Here is a 17,184-nt window from a genome sequence, read left to right on the forward strand (position 1 = left end):
GGATCATAGTTATACATGTAGATCTGAATATATTTACATATAAAACAAAGGCTTATTATAAAGTTTTTGTTCTTTTTTAGTTATCCACTTCGATTTAAAACAACTATATAAACAGACTTATCCACAGAAAGTGATGCCATAATCGCCAATATTATTCTTAAGCTGTGTATATAGCCAGTGAAAGGTCGTGGCATAGTGTAATGAGACGTGGCATTCTTATAGCTTATAACCTGCAATCTTGGATAATTAGACATGGCTCATATACCAGACAACCCACTGATTCTCATTGATGGATCTTCCTATCTTTACCGAGCTTTCCACGCCTACCCAGAAACGATGAGCAATGGTGAAATACCAACCAATGCGGTTTACGGTGTAGTGAACATGCTGAGAAGCATGATGCGTCAATTTGCTTCTGAGCGAATTGCGGTGGTGTTTGATGCGAAAGGTAAAACTTTCCGTGATGATATGTATCCGGAATACAAGGCCAACCGTCCTCCAATGCCTGATGATTTGAGATGTCAGATTGAGCCTCTGCATAATGTGATTAAAGCAATGGGTCTGCCATTGATCTGTGTACCTGGCGTGGAAGCGGATGACGTTATCGGTACGCTGGCACATCAAGCATCACAAGCAGGTATGCCTGTGCTTATTAGTACTGGCGATAAAGATATGGCTCAGCTTGTGGATGATAATGTTACGCTGATCAACACCATGACCAACGTAGTGATGGATCGAGAAGGTGTGGTAGAGAAGTTTGGTATTCCACCAGAGCTTATCATCGATTATCTTGCTCTAATGGGCGATAAAGTGGATAACATTCCAGGTGTCCCTGGCGTCGGCGATAAAACCGCGACGGCATTGCTTCAAGGCATTGGTGGGATCAAAGATCTTTATGAACGCTTAGATGATATCGCACCGCTCGGTTTCCGTGGTTCTAAAACCATGGCTAAGAAACTTACAGAGCATAAAGATAATGCAGTTTTGTCTTATGAGTTAGCGACGATTAAGCTTGATGTCGAATTAGACTGCACGCCAGAGTCTCTTTTAAAGCAGCAACCGAACGTGGATGAACTGACTAAACTGTACGGTCAGCTTACCTTTAAGTCATGGTTAAATGAGCTACTTGAAGGTGGTACTGGTCAAGTTGAAGCAGTGGAGAGCGCAGCAAGAAAAACCACCAGTGCATCTCAAAGTGACGAACAATCTGAGATGGACACGTCACAAGTCACCATTGATCGCAGTGCCTATGAAACCATCCTGACTGAAGAGAGCTTTAACAGCTGGTTAGAGAAACTGAAATCTGCTCCTGTTATCGCTTTTGATACTGAAACCGACAGCCTAGATTATATGGTGGCGAACCTTGTTGGTCTGTCATTTGCGATTGAAGAAGGGGTGGCGGCATATGTCCCTGTAGCTCACGACTATATTGGCGCGCCTGAGCAGCTTGATCGTCAGTGGGTTTTAGAGCAGTTGAAACCGCTATTAGAAGATGATGCTATTGCTAAGGTTGGGCAAAACCTAAAATACGATGCCAGCGTATTAGCTCGTTACGATATTGAGCTTAAAGGCATCAAATTTGACACTATGCTAGCGTCTTATGTCTATAACAGTGTTGGAGGCAAGCATGATATGGATAGCCTTGCTCTGCGTTTCTTGCAACATAGCTGTATCTCTTTCGAACAAATTGCAGGTAAAGGTAAAGCGCAGCTCACTTTTAACCAGATCGATCTTGAGCAAGCATCGCCTTATGCTGCAGAAGATGCTGACGTGACCTTCCGACTCCATCAGCGTTTGAATGCAGAGCTTGAGAAAAATGAAGCGCTGAATCGTATTTACCAAGATATTGAAGTACCACTGGTGCCAGTTCTTTCTCGTATTGAACGTACGGGGGTACTGATTGATGATATGTTGTTAGGCGCGCAGTCTCAGGAAATTGCAGCAAGACTGGATGAGCTGGAGCAAAAGGCGTTTGAGATTGCCGGACAAGAGTTCAACTTAAGCTCGCCAAAACAGCTTCAAACCATTTTCTTTGAGAAGATGGGCTTACCTGTAATCAAAAAGACGCCATCCGGTGCGCCTTCTACTAATGAAGAAGTGCTACAAGAGCTAGCGCTAGACTATCCATTACCAAAGCTGATTTTGGAATATCGTGGCTTGGCTAAACTGAAGTCGACTTATACTGACAAGCTTCCTAAGATGATCAATCCAGAAACAGGCCGTGTTCATACGTCATACCACCAAGCCGTAACGGCGACTGGCCGTTTGTCGTCGACTGATCCAAACTTGCAGAATATTCCAATTCGTAATGAAGAAGGACGCCGTATTCGACAAGCGTTTATTGCGCCGCATGGATGGAAGATTCTTGCTGTCGACTATTCTCAAATTGAACTGCGAATTATGGCCCATCTGTCTGGTGACAAAGCGCTATTGGATGCGTTCAAAAATGGTAAAGATATCCACGCGGCAACGGCGGCAGAGATCATTGGTGTCGATATTGAGCAGGTGACCAGTGAACAACGTCGCCGTGCAAAAGCGATTAACTTTGGTCTTATCTATGGCATGAGTGCATTTGGCTTATCTAAGCAGTTAGGTATTTCTCGTGGTGAAGCGCAACAATATATGGATACCTATTTTGAGCGTTATCCAGGTGTGATGCAGTACATGGAAGACACGCGCTCGTTGGCGGCTGAAAAAGGTTACGTGGAAACCATCTTTGGTCGTCGCCTACATCTACCAGAAATCAAATCGCGTAATGGTATGCGTCGTAAAGCAGCGGAGCGAGCGGCGATCAACGCGCCTATGCAAGGTACTGCTGCAGATATCATCAAGAAAGCGATGTTACTCGTTGATGAGTGGGTGCAAGCGGAAGGCGAGGGTAAGGTTAAGCTTCTTATGCAAGTACACGATGAACTGGTATTTGAAGTGGAATCGTCATCTTTGAGCGAAATTGAAAGTAAAATACAAAAATTGATGGAATCAGCAGCAGAGCTTGATGTTCCATTGGTTGCGGAAGCTGGTCACGGTGACAACTGGGATCAGGCTCACTAGACAATTTTTGAGCAATTTGAGCAAATTAACATGAGCCAGCGCACAGTCGTTGGCTTTTTTTTGTCATTAAAAAAGTTTTTATATCTAAAACAGTTATGTCTATTAACAAAACTTTCATGAAAAAAAACTACAAAAACGGTTTCATTTTCTGATCAGTTGTTGTACATTAGAACGCGTAGGGTACAGAGGTAAGATGTTCTATCTTTCAGACCTTTTGTTTCACGTTATTGGATTAGGCTGATTCAGCCGCCCCAGTCAGTATTTGACTGGGGCGTTTTTTCTTGTGGCAAAGAAAATTCCCCTACCGCATCATCTCTTAGACACCTTGTCATTTTTCTTCTGTTTTGACGCCCATTTACCATCCAGTTTGTAATTTAACGACCTTCACAGTATTGATAATTTACACATAGAACTAAGCCATATTTAGATGTTTATAATTCAGGTGTAACTATCTGAAAGGTAAAGATTAAGGTGGGTTTTGTTACGAGAGGGATTTGGAGTGGTAGAGAAGACTAGCTCACATTTTGCGTGGTAGGCAATTGAATTATCAACGGACTTGATAGATTCTTTTTGCAAACAATAACTAAATCTTCTCTCTCCCATTGCCCTGCCAGGATGGCGGGGCGTTTTGTTTCTGAAGGCTTACTCTTCGATATCGTCGTTGATATCGTCTTCTAACATTTCAAATGCTGGAGCAAACCAAGTATCAAGTTTGCTACGCAGTTGGTCGACACCAATTCCTTTCAAAGAAGAGAACGCATCTACTTGAACATCGCCACCAAAGGCCAGTGCAGCTTCACGAATTTTAAGCACTTGCGCTTTACGAGCACCACTCTTTAGTTTGTCTGCTTTAGTCAGTAGCACTTGTACTGGAATATGAGATTCTACCGCCCATTGAATAAGCTGTTGGTCGAGATCTTTCATTGGGTGTCTGATGTCCATTAGGACCACAAGACCTTTTAAACATTTGCGCTTCTGTAAGTACTCTCCCAGTGACTTTTGCCATTTCTTTTTCATTTCTAGGGGTACTTGAGCAAAGCCGTATCCTGGTAAGTCAACGATATGACAACCTTCATCAACCTTAAATAAGTTAATAAGTTGAGTACGGCCTGGAGTTTTACTGGTTTTAGCCAGAGCTCTTTGGTTCGTTAGACGGTTTAGTGAACTCGATTTACCTGCATTGGAGCGTCCTGCAAACGCGATTTCGATTCCTTCATCTTCTGGCAAGTGACGAATATCAGGTGCACTTGTTATGAAATGCGTGTTTTGATAATGAATTTTTACGCTCACTGTTAACTCCATCTCGACTTTGTGTAGTCGATTGATTACTTTTTTGTGAAATTGTGTAAAATAACCGTGCTCGGCATATGGCCACACATTGTACCATGAACGGTATTAATTGCCCGTGTTACCTCACTTTGTCCTTTTGGCACCATTCTGTTGGGTTTCGCGAGGCGTGTAGTGGTACTGGAAGCTTGATAATTATAATGGAATGTCATGAAAAAATTAGCGCTAATCTTGAGTCTTGTAGTCAGCTGCTCAGTATGGGCCCAAGGCGATATTGAAGCTGGTAAAGCAAAATCCCAAACCTGTGTTGCGTGTCACGGAGCTGATGGTAACAGTCAGTTAACCATGTACCCTAGCATTGCTGGTCAACACGCCAAATATATTGAAAAACAACTAAAAGATCTGAAACTCGGTATGACGAGTAGTGGTAAACAAGGTCGTTACGATCCTGTGATGAGTGGTATGGCAATGCCGCTATCTGAGCAAGATATGGCGGATCTTGCTGCGTATTACTCTTCAATGCCTCTAGCACCAAACAGTACCCCTGAGAATGTCGTTGACCAAGGTAAAGTACTTTACATGGCTGGTGATGCAGAACGTGGTATTACAGCTTGTATTGCTTGTCACGGCCCTCGTGGTAACGGTACAGAACTTTCTGGTTTTCCTAAAATTTCTGGTCAACACGCTGAATATGTTAAAGCTCAGTTAGAGAAATTCCGCAGTGGTGACCGTGCTAACGATATGAACGCTATGATGCGTGATATCGCTAAGAAGCTGAATGATGACGATATCGACACCCTATCTAAGTATGTAGGCGGTCTTCACTAATCCAATTCAACGTTGCAACAACTTAGCAGCCCAACAATAGTTTCTTTACGCCAAACCGAGCGAACAATGCCCCTTCGAATGAAGGGGCATTGTTGTTTTTGGTGACTTATCTCACTAATTGCTCGTTAAGCGTGTTGCTCTCATTGTTCTACTTGGCTGATGAGGTTGTGAGATATTTGCCATACTTGCTGTCACTAAATTGCCAATAACTACATTTAAGTATTTGAAATTAATGTTTTTTATTCATTCTTCTGTAAAGGCAACATGAAAAAAGAGCTCTGCAGGTTGTTTTCAATCCTCGCTCGGGTAAATTGTTCCTTGTCGACAGGAAGTAGACACAGGGATTTCAGACCAAGATGGTTTTCAAGGATGTCTAACTAGGAAGGTTAGAAGAAACACAACGGATTGGCTTGTACTAGGAGTACAGGCGGATAAGGATGGTCAACTTTTCTCAGGATGAGAACTTAAACGGACAGGGTTTAGGAAGAACTCGCGCAAATGGCTTTGCTAGGGAACGCGAAAACGCATCAGGATGATGACAAACAAGAATTAGCAGTGGAAGCACAAATAACAAACGGATATTTGTGAAGCATCAAAAGATGCTAACAGTTTCGCCGTATGGCGATAGAAAGCGACAGGTCTTCCTGTCGCTTTTTTTACGTTTGCTCACAAGATAAATGACATTAGTTATCATTTGTCTTGTGAAGTCAATTGATATCGATTATCATTTGCACTCTTTCGGAGGGTGGGAAATGAAAAATCAAACGAGTCGTGAGTCAGAGCATTTTGATGTGCCAACTAAGTTGCTTCGACCTCTTTGGTTTCGAAGTCGCGAAAGCCTATTAGATGATGGCATTATTTATGACCCTATTGCAGCTCATGCTTGCCGTCGCTGTCATCTCGCTCCCGATTGTCTCACCGGTAATGTAGATCAAAGTCAGCTTCTCCATGCCACTCTGACACAAATTTGTGATCTTCAAGTAAAACGCTTTCTCGAAACCAACCCTGATGGCTGGGTTATCAACGTTGGAGCTCGGCTCGATACCCGATTCTATCGCCTTGATAACGGCCGTTGTCATTGGGTTGAAGTGGATACCAATGAACATCTTGTTTGGCGACAACGATTGTTCCATAAGAGTGAACGTTATCAATTAAGGTGCGGATCTATTGATGATATGAGCTGGCTACAATCTTTATCGGTTCCAAATGACAGACCTGTACTGGTGGTTTGTGAGCAAGCACTACTTGAAAGAAGAGAAAATCGCATTGCACACTTTATCCAATCGATCGGTTGCTATTTTCAACATGCTCAGGCGTGTGTGGTGTTGGCTGGTGATTTGACGACTTCTCGTTTGGGGAAAAGAATGGGAGGCGAGCGTTATCAACATGGTCTGCGCCGCCCAACTCAGAAATTGCTGAATTGGTTGCCGTGGATTCATAAAGTGTCACTCCTTTCACCCATCGACCAACATTGTCAGCGCTGGTCTAAGTGGCAACGTATTATCGCCAAGCTGCCACTCTATAAGCATCGATTAACACCGAACGTGATCAATGTTGAATGGTAGGAGTAGGAACCTAGGGTCAATTAACGCTACTATAGCCCCAACTATTTTTTAACCACCACCATAGTTTCTATGGTGGTGTTGTTTTTGGGGTCAGTGTGTTTCGACAATATTTCTCTATTCTGTCTAATATTGAACTTCATCGCCGTGTCTTGCTATTAGCCATTCCCATGGTGATTTCGAATATTACCGTGCCGCTTCTGGGGTTAGTGGATGCCGCAGTTATTGGTCATTTAGAGCATTCTTGGTATCTCGGTGGCGTGGCACTCGGTAGCACGATGATCAGTGTGACCTTTTGGTTACTCGGCTTTCTTCGAATGTCGACAACTGGGCTGACAGCTCAATCTTATGGTGCTCAGGATAATCGGCAGCTCGCCTTAGTATTTCTGCAGGGAACACTGATGGCGTTGGGCTTTGCGTTGGTATTTTTATTGCTGCATAGCGTCATCGCCGACCTTGTCTTCTCATTGAGTAGTGCTAGTGAGGATGTGAAATATTATGGTCACCAGTATTTTTCGATTCGTGCTTGGAGTGCGCCTGCGTCACTACTCAACTTTGTACTACTGGGTTGGTTACTAGGCACACAAAATGCCAAAGCACCGATGTGGATGGTAATCATCACCAATGTTGTCAATATTGTGCTTGATGTTCTATTTGTCATCGGCTTAGGCTGGAAAGTCGAAGGGGCGGCGTTAGCATCCGTGATCGCCGATTACTCGGGTTGTGCTTTCGGACTTTGGTGCGTATGGCGCACTTGGAGTCATCGTCAGTTGCCTGCTATACGCTCATTGCTGTCCGGTGTCGCAAATGATATTGGTCGTTTTGTAAAACTGAACCGAGATATTTTCTTACGCTCTCTTTGCCTACAAGCGACGTTTAGCTTTATGACCTTCCAAGGTGCGGCTTTTGGTGATGACATTGTGGCTGCTAACGCTGTGTTGATGAGCTTTTTAATGATCATCTCTTATGGCATGGATGGTTTTGCTTATGCGATGGAAGCCATGGTCGGTAAGGCGATCGGTGCAAAGAGTCGAACGGCACTGACCGAGTCGCTGCTTGCTACCTTCTTCTGGAGCTTGATTATTTGTAGTGGTCTGACAGTGGTCTTTATGGTGTGGGGCAGTAGTTTGATTGGTTTAATTACCAGTATTCCCGATGTCCAGCAACAAGCGATGCTGTTCTTACCTTGGTTGATTGCTATGCCTTTGGTGTCTATGTGGTGTTTCTTGTTTGATGGCATCTTTATTGGGGCCACCAAAGGTCGAGATATGAGAAACAGTATGTTTGTTGCGACCTGTAGCTTCTTTGCCATTTTCTACATAACAAGTGGAATGGGTAACCATGCACTTTGGTTAGCCATGCTGAGTTTTATGGGAATGAGGGGCTTTGGGTTAGCTATGATCTTTTTGCATCAATGGCGCAGCAAAACCTTCCTCGAAGCATAAAAAGGGCGGCTATCAAGCCGCCTTTTTTATACTTTCGTTAAACACTAGAATAAGCGATTCAAACCATTAAGCGCCGCTACGCGGTAGGCTTCAGCCATGGTTGGATAGTTAAAGGTAGTGTTAACAAAGTACTCGATGGTATTTGCTTCGCCTTTTTGCTCCATTATCGCTTGGCCGATGTGGATGATTTCCGCAGCACGCTCACCGAAACAGTGGATACCTAAGATTTCTTTGGTTTCGCGATGGAACAAAATCTTCAAGCTTCCTACGTCTTTGCCAGCAATCTGAGCTCGAGCAAGATGTTTAAACGATGAACGCCCTACTTCGTAAGGGACTTTTGCTTCGGTAAGTTCTTGCTCTGTTTTACCTACTGAACTGATTTCTGGAATGGTGTAGATACCTGTTGGAATGTCTTCAATCAGTTTACCGTCTGCTTCACCTTGCGTGATGGCTTGGGCGACGAAACGGCCTTGGTCATAAGCTGCACTTGCCAAGCTAGGGTAACCAATCACATCACCCACGGCATACACGTGGTCAACGTCGGTTTGATAGTTACTATCGACTTTCAGTTGCCCACGAGAATCAGCACTTAGGCCTACTGCAGATAAGTTCAACGCGTCAGTATTACCCGTTCGGCCATTCGCATACAGTAGGCAGTCAGCGCGCATTTTCTTCCCTGAGTTCAGATGAATAATGACGCCGTCTTCGGTCCCTTCTATTTTGGCGTAGGTTTCATCATTACGAATCATCATGCCGCTGTTCCAGAAGTGGTACGACAGTGAGTCAGACATTTCATTATCTAAAAATGCCAGCAGACGCTCGCGAGTATTGATAAGGTCTGTTTTGACATCTAAGCCACGGAAGATCGAGGCGTATTCGCAACCAATAACCCCCGCACCGTAAATAATGATGTGTCTTGGGTCATGTTCTAGTGACAAAATAGAGTCGCTGTCGTAGATACGAGGATGGGTAAAGTCAACATCGTCTGGTCGATAAGGTCTAGAGCCTGTCGCGATAACAAATTTATCGGCCGTGTAGGTATCGACGGTGCCGTCGGTTTTCGTGACTTCCAGAGTATTTGAATCGACGAAGCGAGCCGTGCCAAACAGTAACGTACACTCATTTCGGTCATAGAACCCTTGGCGCAGTCGAGTTTGCTTATCTATCACGGTTTTGGCATGACCAAGAATATTAGAGAAGGTAGAGTGGAGGCTGGTGTTATTGCCACAGAACAGTGGGTTGCTGTTGAACTCGATAATACGGCTGACCGCATGTCTGAGCGCCTTTGATGGGATAGTACCCCAGTGAGTACATCCACCACCAACGCTGCTTTCTTTTTCTATGATGGCAACGTTCAGCCCTGCTTTAGTCAGTCCCATAGCAGCACCTTCACCACCGGGTCCACTTCCTATCACGATGGCATCAAAATGTTTGGAGCGACTCATAGTGTATATCCTCGTTGTACCTAACTGCATCACGCAAAAGACCTCCAGTTAGGCTTGCCTATTTAGGCACAACAGCAGGCATTGCGGCGTTAACATTGCTTAAATTCTTGTTAGCGAGATTCTAACGGATTATTAACCTTGGTAAACCAAGTTGCCGTGATAGGGTGTGAAAGATCACGAGATTTGTCTTAAGTTGCGATACCTTACGTGGTTTAGCCTTTGTATGCCGCCAATTTTATAGAATATGTTGAGTTGCAAAGTGAAGTGAGACTTACAAAGTGTTTTATTAAAAATCCTTTTGCATAGGCTTATACAAACAGGCTATTCGCGCTATATTACCAGCACTCCCTCAATTACCGTATGAATGGTAGTCAACAAGTAAACCTAGGTAAAACATGAAATCAATGGGTATCCGTGCACAACAAAAAGAGAAAACGCGTCGTTCATTGATCGATGCTGCTTTTAGCCAGTTAAGTGCTGATCGCAGCTTTTCAAATTTGAGTTTACGCGAAGTGGCACGAGAGGCTGGTATTGCACCAACGTCCTTTTATCGTCACTTCAAAGACATGGATGAATTGGGACTCACCATGGTAGATGAAGGAGGCTTGTTGCTGAGACAATTGATGCGACAAGCGCGCCAACGTATTGTCAAAGAAGGCAGTGTGATTCGTACTTCGGTTGAAACCTTTATGGAGTTCATTGAAAGTAGTCCTAACGTTTTTCGCTTATTGTTGCGAGAGCGTTCGGGTACATCATTTGACTTTCGAGCCGCAGTCGCTCGTGAGATCCAGCATTTTTCAGCAGAATTAACCGAATACCTTGTGAGCACGGGCATGGACCGTGATGAAGCGATCGCTCAAGCTGAAGCTTCGGTTATCTTGGTATTCAGTTCTGGTGCTGAAGCACTCGATCTTAATAAGAAAGAAAGATATGAACTGGCAGAAAGGTTAATTGTCCAACTTAGGATAGTTGCCAAAGGCGCACACTGGTATCGCAAAGAACGTGAAAGAAACCGTCAAAAAGAAGGGTTGAACTAATGTCCAATGAAGTATCCTCCGAAAGCCGTAATAGCGGTAAGAAAACTCTAGTGCTAGCGCTGATTGCTGGTATGTGTGGTAATGCAATGTTGTCTTGGCTAACTGTTAGCGAAGTTGCATTCTCTATTTTTCCTCTGATAGCTCTTGTTCTATCTGTTCAAGCTCTATATCAAGAGTACCTAAAGAACCCAATTCCAGAAGACTTCCCGATGGTAGGTTTGGCTGCGTTTTTTGTTGGCGCATTTGGTCATTCGGCTTTCACTAAGGCCCAGTATCCAGATGCCGGCTCCAACTTCTTCGCGATCATCGTTGTATTGGTTCTACTGTTTTGGATTGGTAAGAAACTTGGCTACATTATGAAAGAAGCCTAATAGGCATTATTAATGTCCGCGAATAAAAAACGAGCCGCTTGGGCTCGTTTTTTTGTTTACGCTGTGGCGGATTACGCTTTACGTTCTAACAACACACCGGCTTCGATGTGATGAGTAAACGGGAACTGGTCGAACAGCGCAAATCGAGTAATAGTGTGAGTTTCACTCAATACATCTAAATTGTCTTTCAGTGTTTCTGGGTTGCACGAAATATACAGAATACGTTGGTAACCTTGCACCATTTTACATGTATCAATATCCATACCTGCGCGCGGTGGGTCGACAAAAATCGTGTTGCAGTTATAGCTTTTCAAATCGACATTCTGTTGCTGTAGACGGCGAAATTCACGCTTTCCTTCCATCGCTTCAGTGAATTCTTCAGCAGACATACGAATAATTTGTACATTATCAATCTTGTTTTCAGCGATATTGAATTGTGCCGAGTCAACTGAAGGCTTGGCTAACTCTGTCGCGAGAACGCGTTCAAAGTTTTGCGCCAATGCAAGTGAAAAGTTGCCATTACCGCAGTAAAGCTCCAGCAAGTCACCTTTGCTTTCTTGGGTACAGTCCACCGCCCATTCCAGCATTTTCTGAGCCACGGGACCATTTGGCTGGGTGAAGCTATTCTCTACTTGTTGGTAGTGATAAGGCTGACCATTTACGTGCAAGGTTTCTAGTACATAGTCTTGGTCTAAGACGATTTTCATTTTACGAGCACGGCCAATGAGGTTGAGTTTGAACCCTTCATCATTAAGGCGTTGCTTAAGGGCTTTTGCTTCTGCTTTCCAAGCATCATCTAATTGACGGTGATACAGCAACGAAACCAAAATTTCACCGCTGAGTGTAGAAAGAAAGTCAACTTGGAATAGCTTCTTACGCAGAACGTCATTACCTTTCATTGCATCCATAAGCAATGGCATCAAATCGTTGATGAGGCGGCTTGCTGCTGGAAATTGGTCCACGCGGTACTTTTCACGCGTTTCTTGATTGAACATGATGTAATACATGTCCTCTCCTTCGTGCCAAACGCGGAATTCTGCACGCATGCGATAGTGCTTCTCTGGAGAAGTAAATACTTCGAGTTCAGGAGCAGAATAAGGCGCCATCATATCGATCAATCGTTGAGATTTTTCGTCGAGCTGAATTTGGTAGCCTTCTGGTGTGAAGTCGAGATTTGCCATTGTGGTTGCCTATCGTCGGTAATGAGTTTTTAAAAGGAGGGCAGATTTTATTCAATCTCCCGTCGTTGTCCAGTTTTTCCCGGAATTGTCTCTCAATATGGCTGGATATCTATAGCTTAGTTCAATCTGTTATAGACAAATTACCATGTTGTTAATACCATTCCGCCTAGCTGGTGTGAGAATGACAAAGGAATCTCACTGAAAAGGGAATCTGGTGTAAATCCAGAACTGACGCGCAGCGGTAAAAGAGAACGACCCCTCAAATGACACTGTACGAGTTGCGGGAAGTCGAGGCAGTAGGTTTAGGTTCACTGTGATCCTTACGCTCTTGAGTCCGAATACCTGCCAGCAGCCAAGCTTCGTTAACCAACAACAACGCTAGCTTGGTAGGACTTACGCGATTTAGGACAACATAACAAATGAACAAATCATTTTTGGCGATAGCAGTGGCTGCATCGCTCTCTTCTTATGCTTCTTTTTCACTGGCAGAAGCAACGAACCCAAGTGAACAAAGCAAACTCGCAAATGAAACCATGGTCGTGACAGCGAACCGTGTTGAACAGCAACTTAAAGATGTTCTTGCTCCAATTGAAGTTGTTGATCGTGAGCAAATTGACGCTATTCAAGCCAAATCAGTTTCTGAGATATTACGACGTTTACCAGGCGTACAGATCGCAAACCAAGGTGGCATTGGTCAAAATGCCGAACTGTACATTCGAGGTCGCTCTAGTAAGAACACTTTGGTATTAATCAACGGTGTTCGAATTGGGAGTGCAACAACAGGTGCTGCGAATCTGTCGGCCATTCCTCTTGATGGTGTGCAACGTATCGAAATTATCCGTGGTGCCCGTGCTGCGGTATATGGTTCTGATGCGGTAAGTGGTGTGGTTAATATTATCACCACTAATAAAAATGGCTCTCCAAGTAGAGTTAAAGCTGGAGCGGGAAGCTTTGGAAGTTACAACCTTGGTGGAACATTATCGTTAGGTGATGCGGAGAATGGATGGCTCAATCTGACAGCCACTCATCAGTCTAGTAATGGCTACAATGTCCAACCGACCAGCACTAATCCAATAGATGCAGATGACGATGGCTATACCAGTCAATATCTAGTCCTCGATATGGGTAAACGATTGGATCAAAACTGGCAACTAAAGGCCAATGGTTATTACCAAAAACATAATACTGAATTTGATAACCCTTGGACTGGCGTAGATAAGTCGGATAGTGATTTGTACAGTTTTAGTGTTGCTGGTGACTATATGCGTAATAACTTTGATTCGTCGCTGACACTGACGACGAATCAAGATAAAGCGAAATCTTATGGTCAAGGCGCGCCAGAAGGGACTATTTCGACCAACCGCGTTGCGGTGAACTGGAATAACAACGTAAAAATCAATGATGAATTGAGTTTCTTGGGCGGCATTGATTGGTACAAAGATAAAGTTGATAACACAACTAAAGCTATGACTAAAGACACTCGAGACAATGGAGCCGTCTTCTTAGGTGCACTCTACAATCAAGAGCGCTTATCACTAGAAGCTAATGTTCGACATGATGACAATAGTGCCTATGGAAACTACACCACTTACCAGTTAGGTGGTGGTGTGAATGTCACAGAGCAATTAAAGGTTGTAGCCATGCATGGAACAGCATTTAAGGCACCTACTTTTAATGAACTGTATTGGCCTAAAGAGTGTGGTCCATGGGGCTGTTATGAAGGTAATCCAAATCTGGTCCCTGAAGAGTCAGCTACCTCTGAAATTGCTTTAGAGGGTGAGTTTGCTTTATTAGGATTTAGATTAGGCGCTTATCGCAGCAATGTGGATAAGATGATTGCCAGTAATGGTTCAACGAACGTCAATATCAACAAAGCTAAGATTGAAGGTATTGAACTAGTAACTCGTTTTGATACCGGAGCGATTGAGCATGAGGTGTCGTACGACTATCTAGATGCTAAAGATGAAAGTACTGGTAAGGACTTAGTAAGACGAGCTCGCAATAGCGGGAAGTGGAATGCCTCATATAATATTGCCTCTTGGAGATTCGAGCTGAGCTACCTATATCAAGGGAAACGCTATAATGATGCAGCCAATACTCAAGTATTAGACCCTTATTCGTTAGTTGATATTGCCGGCACCTACTACTTTGATAACGGCCTAAGTCTAGGTGCGAAAGTTGGCAACTTATTCGATGAAGAGTATGAAACGGTGAGTGGCTATAAAACACCAGAACGTAATTACTACGTGAATGCCATGTATCAGTTCTAATAGCAAACAGCGCCTCCAATTAAGAGGCGCTTTTTAATAGGTAGTCCTAAATGAAAAACATCATCATCAGTTGGTCATCTGGCAAAGATTCAACCCTTACATTCGAACGACTAATGGAATCTACAGATTATAATGTCGTTGGTCTTTACACTACTCATGTCAAAGGTGAGGTTCCATTTCAAGTAACCCCATTAGAAGTCGTTCAATTGCAAGCAGATAGGTTAGGGATGCCATTGGTAACGATAGAGCTACCAGAAGTTTTCCCACCTAACGATGTTTACCAAGCGCTCGTTATTGAGGGGATAAAATCTTCTGGCTTGGCAGTAGATGGGATAGCATTTGGTGACATGTTCTGTAATGGAATTGTTGAATATAGAAAAAGCTATGTCGAACCAGCGGGGCTAGAAGCGGTTTTTCCTTTGGTTGGTGAAAGTAGCGCAAAGCTTGCACAGGAGATCATTGCCAGAGGGATTGAGACAGTGTTGGTTACCGTCGATAGAAATGTGCTTTCGGAAACATTCTGTGGAAAAGTTTATACCGACGAGCTTATTCAAGAATTACCTAATAATGTTGACCCTTGTGGAGAAGATGGGGAATTCCATACCTTAGTCTGTAATTCGAGGTACTTTAGTCACCCTATTTCCATTCAACAGATTGAAATTGAGACAGCGCCGAGATTCAGTCATCTAAGATACAGCGTTGAGTCAGAACTTCGCGGATAAGTTTACCGACAATAGGGTTATGAGTATTATGTTGGCGAACAGGTTAGTAGTGAGCGTGATACGTTAATCAATGAATCGAAAAAATATACTAATATTTGACTCTGGTGTGGGTGGACTTTCTGTATTTAAAGAAATAGTCCAACGCTTACCTCAAGAAAACTATATCTATCTATTCGACAATGAGGCTTATCCCTACGGTGAATTGGCACCGGAAACACTAGTAAACCGCACCTGTACATTGATACAACAAATGATGCGGCGCAAAGCGGTCGATATTGTTGTTATTGCTTGCAATACGGCCAGTACTATTGTGCTCCCTCATTTAAGAAAACGAATAGACATTCCTGTGGTTGGCGTCGTCCCTGCCATTAAGCCAGCTTCACTACTCTCTAAAACAGCAGTTGGCTTGATTGCTACACCAGCAACGATTACTCGCCAATATACTCATGACTTAATTCGTAACTTTGCTACTGATAAAGAAGTAAAGCTGATAGGTGATAGTCGATTAGTTGAAATGGCAGAGCAAAAGCTGAGGAATGAGCAGGTCGACCTTCAGGAGTTGGAACTCATACTTTCTCCGATTAAAGGAAAAATTGATGTAGCAGTCTTAGGCTGTACCCACTTTCCTCTTATTAGGGAAGAAATAGCATTGGTATTGGGAGACTGTGTTGAATTAGTTGATTCAGGAGCCGCAATTGCAAGAAGAGTTGAAAGTCTATTGGAGATAGAAGAGGCATCTTTGGGTCAAGGAACCATGGAGGCGTTTAGTAGTGCTCCTCCTTTTGAAGAAGAAGCACTAAATAAAACATTACGACAACTCTGTTTTACTCCTGTTCAGTTGTTGCCGATTCAGGGTGCTTCGGATCATTAGCAATACGCACTTTCAAAGTACGTTGCATATAATCCTTTTCATTTAGAGCTTTGATTGCCGCTTTTGCATCGGAGCTTGCCATCACAACAAAACCAAACCCACGTCGTTTACCTGTGCGCTTATCCTTCATTAACCTAACGGCAAATACTTCACCGTGCTCAGCAAAGAGCTCCTTTACGTGAGATTCATTTGCTTTATAAGGAAGATTGCCGACGTAGAGAGTTTTGGTCGACTTTGTAGTTTCTGCAGATGGTGCTGGTGAAGCAGTAGAAAACTTAACAACAAAAAAGGTGGCTACTACACCGATAACAAAAGCAACAGCTGGTGGTACGTCAGCGAATTGAGAAAATACAATACCGCCTAATATAGCAATCGCTACTACCAGAAAAAGAGATTTATTGGAGTCCATATTAAAGTACTACTTTTTTATTTACGAATAATGGCATCTATCGTTAACAAATAGATATAAGAATATTACGTAGTTGAGTGTGATTTTTCCAATTAATTGGTGTGATGTATTTCAAATGTTGAATTTTTATCGAAAAAACACCTTATCGATGGCTTTTTGTGCGAACGGAAAATAAATCCAAAAAAACACTTGTCATAGTTTGAGTGATCTCTATAATGCCGCCTCACCGACACGGAGTGAGACGAAAGTCACAAAGCGGAGTCGGTTGAGAGAGAAAAGAAAGTTTGAAAAAAACGCTTGACTCTCAAAACGGGAAGCGTAAGATACGCACCCCTAACGACGAGACGCGAAGCGGCTTGAGAGTTAGAAAATGTTCTTTAAAAATATAGACCTATCAATCTGTGTGGGCACTCGTTGATGATAATCAAATTAGAAACTTCGGTTTCAAATTAGGTTTTCAATGAACTGAGTGACCAATCAAGTCGAAAGACTTGGCACAGTCAATTCATTATCGTTCTGTTGGAACGATAATAGCTTTAGATTACTAAGGTAGTTTAAAGTCAGTATTCATTGAGCCGACAAAATCTTAAATTGAAGAGTTTGATCATGGCTCAGATTGAACGCTGGCGGCAGGCCTAACACATGCAAGTCGAGCGGAAACGAGTTAACTGACCCTTCGGGTGACGTTAACGGCGTCGAGCGGCG

The 17,184-nt window shown here is 43.3% G+C and carries 14 protein-coding genes, 1 rRNA gene and 1 riboswitch; of the genes, 11 read left to right on the plus strand and 4 right to left on the minus strand.

The features are described 5' to 3' along the window. Positions 1-252 precede the first annotated feature (252 nt). A complete protein-coding gene (polA, locus tag VME0621_RS24320; protein WP_062463742.1) occupies positions 253-3,051 on the plus strand; it encodes a DNA polymerase I in 2,799 nt (932 codons plus the stop codon). Between the two features lie 193 nt (positions 3,052-3,244). Next, positions 3,245-3,292: a small protein SpfP gene (spfP, locus tag VME0621_RS27105; RefSeq protein ID WP_438356636.1), complete on the plus strand. Its 48-nt coding sequence runs from the start codon at positions 3,245-3,247 to the stop codon at positions 3,290-3,292. A gap of 401 nt (positions 3,293-3,693) precedes the next feature. Here spfP and yihA read toward each other — a convergent pair whose 3' ends face one another. Further along, positions 3,694-4,353, minus strand: a complete 660-nt coding sequence (gene yihA / locus VME0621_RS24325; protein WP_031493055.1) for a ribosome biogenesis GTP-binding protein YihA/YsxC — start codon at positions 4,351-4,353, stop codon at positions 3,694-3,696. 195 nt (positions 4,354-4,548) lie between these two features. Between yihA and VME0621_RS24330 the strand changes: the two genes are divergently transcribed. The 3 genes from VME0621_RS24330 to dinF all read left to right on the plus strand — a co-directional run bounded on the left by VME0621_RS24330 (position 4,549) and on the right by dinF (position 8,173). Continuing rightward, entirely contained in the window at positions 4,549-5,166 is a 618-nt protein-coding gene (locus VME0621_RS24330) for a c-type cytochrome (RefSeq protein ID WP_031493056.1), read from the plus strand. Between the two features lie 752 nt (positions 5,167-5,918). Beyond that, positions 5,919-6,731 carry a class I SAM-dependent methyltransferase gene (locus VME0621_RS24335; protein WP_038228738.1) on the plus strand — a complete coding sequence of 271 codons (813 nt, stop codon included), beginning with the start codon at positions 5,919-5,921 and terminating at the stop codon, positions 6,729-6,731. 95 nt (positions 6,732-6,826) lie between these two features. Further along, positions 6,827-8,173 (plus strand): MATE family efflux transporter DinF, encoded by a 1,347-nt coding sequence (gene dinF / locus VME0621_RS24340; RefSeq protein ID WP_062463740.1) that lies wholly within the window; start codon positions 6,827-6,829, stop codon positions 8,171-8,173. Between the two features lie 44 nt (positions 8,174-8,217). Here dinF and sthA read toward each other — a convergent pair whose 3' ends face one another. After that, complete coding sequence (gene sthA, locus VME0621_RS24345; RefSeq protein ID WP_038228742.1) at positions 8,218-9,618, minus strand: Si-specific NAD(P)(+) transhydrogenase; 1,401 nt, start codon at positions 9,616-9,618, stop codon at positions 8,218-8,220. Between the two features lie 395 nt (positions 9,619-10,013). On the opposite strand from sthA, the gene fabR reads away from it, so the two are divergent. Both fabR and VME0621_RS24355 read left to right on the plus strand, forming a co-directional pair. Further along, positions 10,014-10,655 (plus strand): HTH-type transcriptional repressor FabR, encoded by a 642-nt coding sequence (gene fabR, locus VME0621_RS24350; RefSeq protein WP_006075522.1) that lies wholly within the window; start codon positions 10,014-10,016, stop codon positions 10,653-10,655. After that, positions 10,655-11,026, plus strand: coding sequence for a YijD family membrane protein (locus VME0621_RS24355; RefSeq protein ID WP_006075523.1), 372 nt, complete (start codon positions 10,655-10,657; stop codon positions 11,024-11,026). Before fabR ends, VME0621_RS24355 begins: the two co-directional genes overlap by 1 nt. Before the next feature lie 71 nt (positions 11,027-11,097). Here the strand turns inward: VME0621_RS24355 and trmA are convergent, their stop codons facing one another. Continuing rightward, entirely contained in the window at positions 11,098-12,207 is a 1,110-nt protein-coding gene (gene trmA / locus VME0621_RS24360; protein WP_031493059.1) for a tRNA (uridine(54)-C5)-methyltransferase TrmA, read from the minus strand. 154 nt (positions 12,208-12,361) lie between these two features. Next, positions 12,362-12,571, plus strand: a riboswitch (cobalamin riboswitch). 55 nt (positions 12,572-12,626) lie between these two features. Here trmA and VME0621_RS24365 point away from each other — a divergent pair. The 3 genes from VME0621_RS24365 (at position 12,627) to murI (ending at position 16,070) form a co-directional block, all read left to right on the plus strand. Further along, the gene (locus tag VME0621_RS24365; protein WP_062463738.1) at positions 12,627-14,477 is read left to right on the plus strand and encodes a TonB-dependent receptor domain-containing protein; all 1,851 of its coding nucleotides are present in this window, start codon (positions 12,627-12,629) and stop codon (positions 14,475-14,477) included. A gap of 50 nt (positions 14,478-14,527) precedes the next feature. Continuing rightward, complete coding sequence (locus tag VME0621_RS24370; RefSeq protein WP_062463737.1) at positions 14,528-15,199, plus strand: Dph6-related ATP pyrophosphatase; 672 nt, start codon at positions 14,528-14,530, stop codon at positions 15,197-15,199. Between the two features lie 70 nt (positions 15,200-15,269). After that, entirely contained in the window at positions 15,270-16,070 is an 801-nt protein-coding gene (gene murI, locus VME0621_RS24375) for a glutamate racemase (RefSeq protein WP_038228749.1), read from the plus strand. Here murI and VME0621_RS24380 read toward each other — a convergent pair. After that, on the minus strand, positions 16,024-16,479 hold the full coding sequence (locus tag VME0621_RS24380) for an RNA recognition motif domain-containing protein (RefSeq protein ID WP_038228750.1): 456 nt from the start codon (positions 16,477-16,479) through the stop codon (positions 16,024-16,026). The genes murI and VME0621_RS24380 overlap by 47 nt on opposite strands. A gap of 588 nt (positions 16,480-17,067) precedes the next feature. Here VME0621_RS24380 and VME0621_RS24385 point away from each other — a divergent pair. Continuing rightward, a 16S ribosomal RNA gene (locus tag VME0621_RS24385) occupies positions 17,068-17,184 on the plus strand; the annotation flags it as partial.

The sequence above is a fragment of the Vibrio mediterranei genome, from assembly GCF_900088415.1.
GTDB lineage: Bacteria > Pseudomonadota > Gammaproteobacteria > Enterobacterales > Vibrionaceae > Vibrio > Vibrio mediterranei.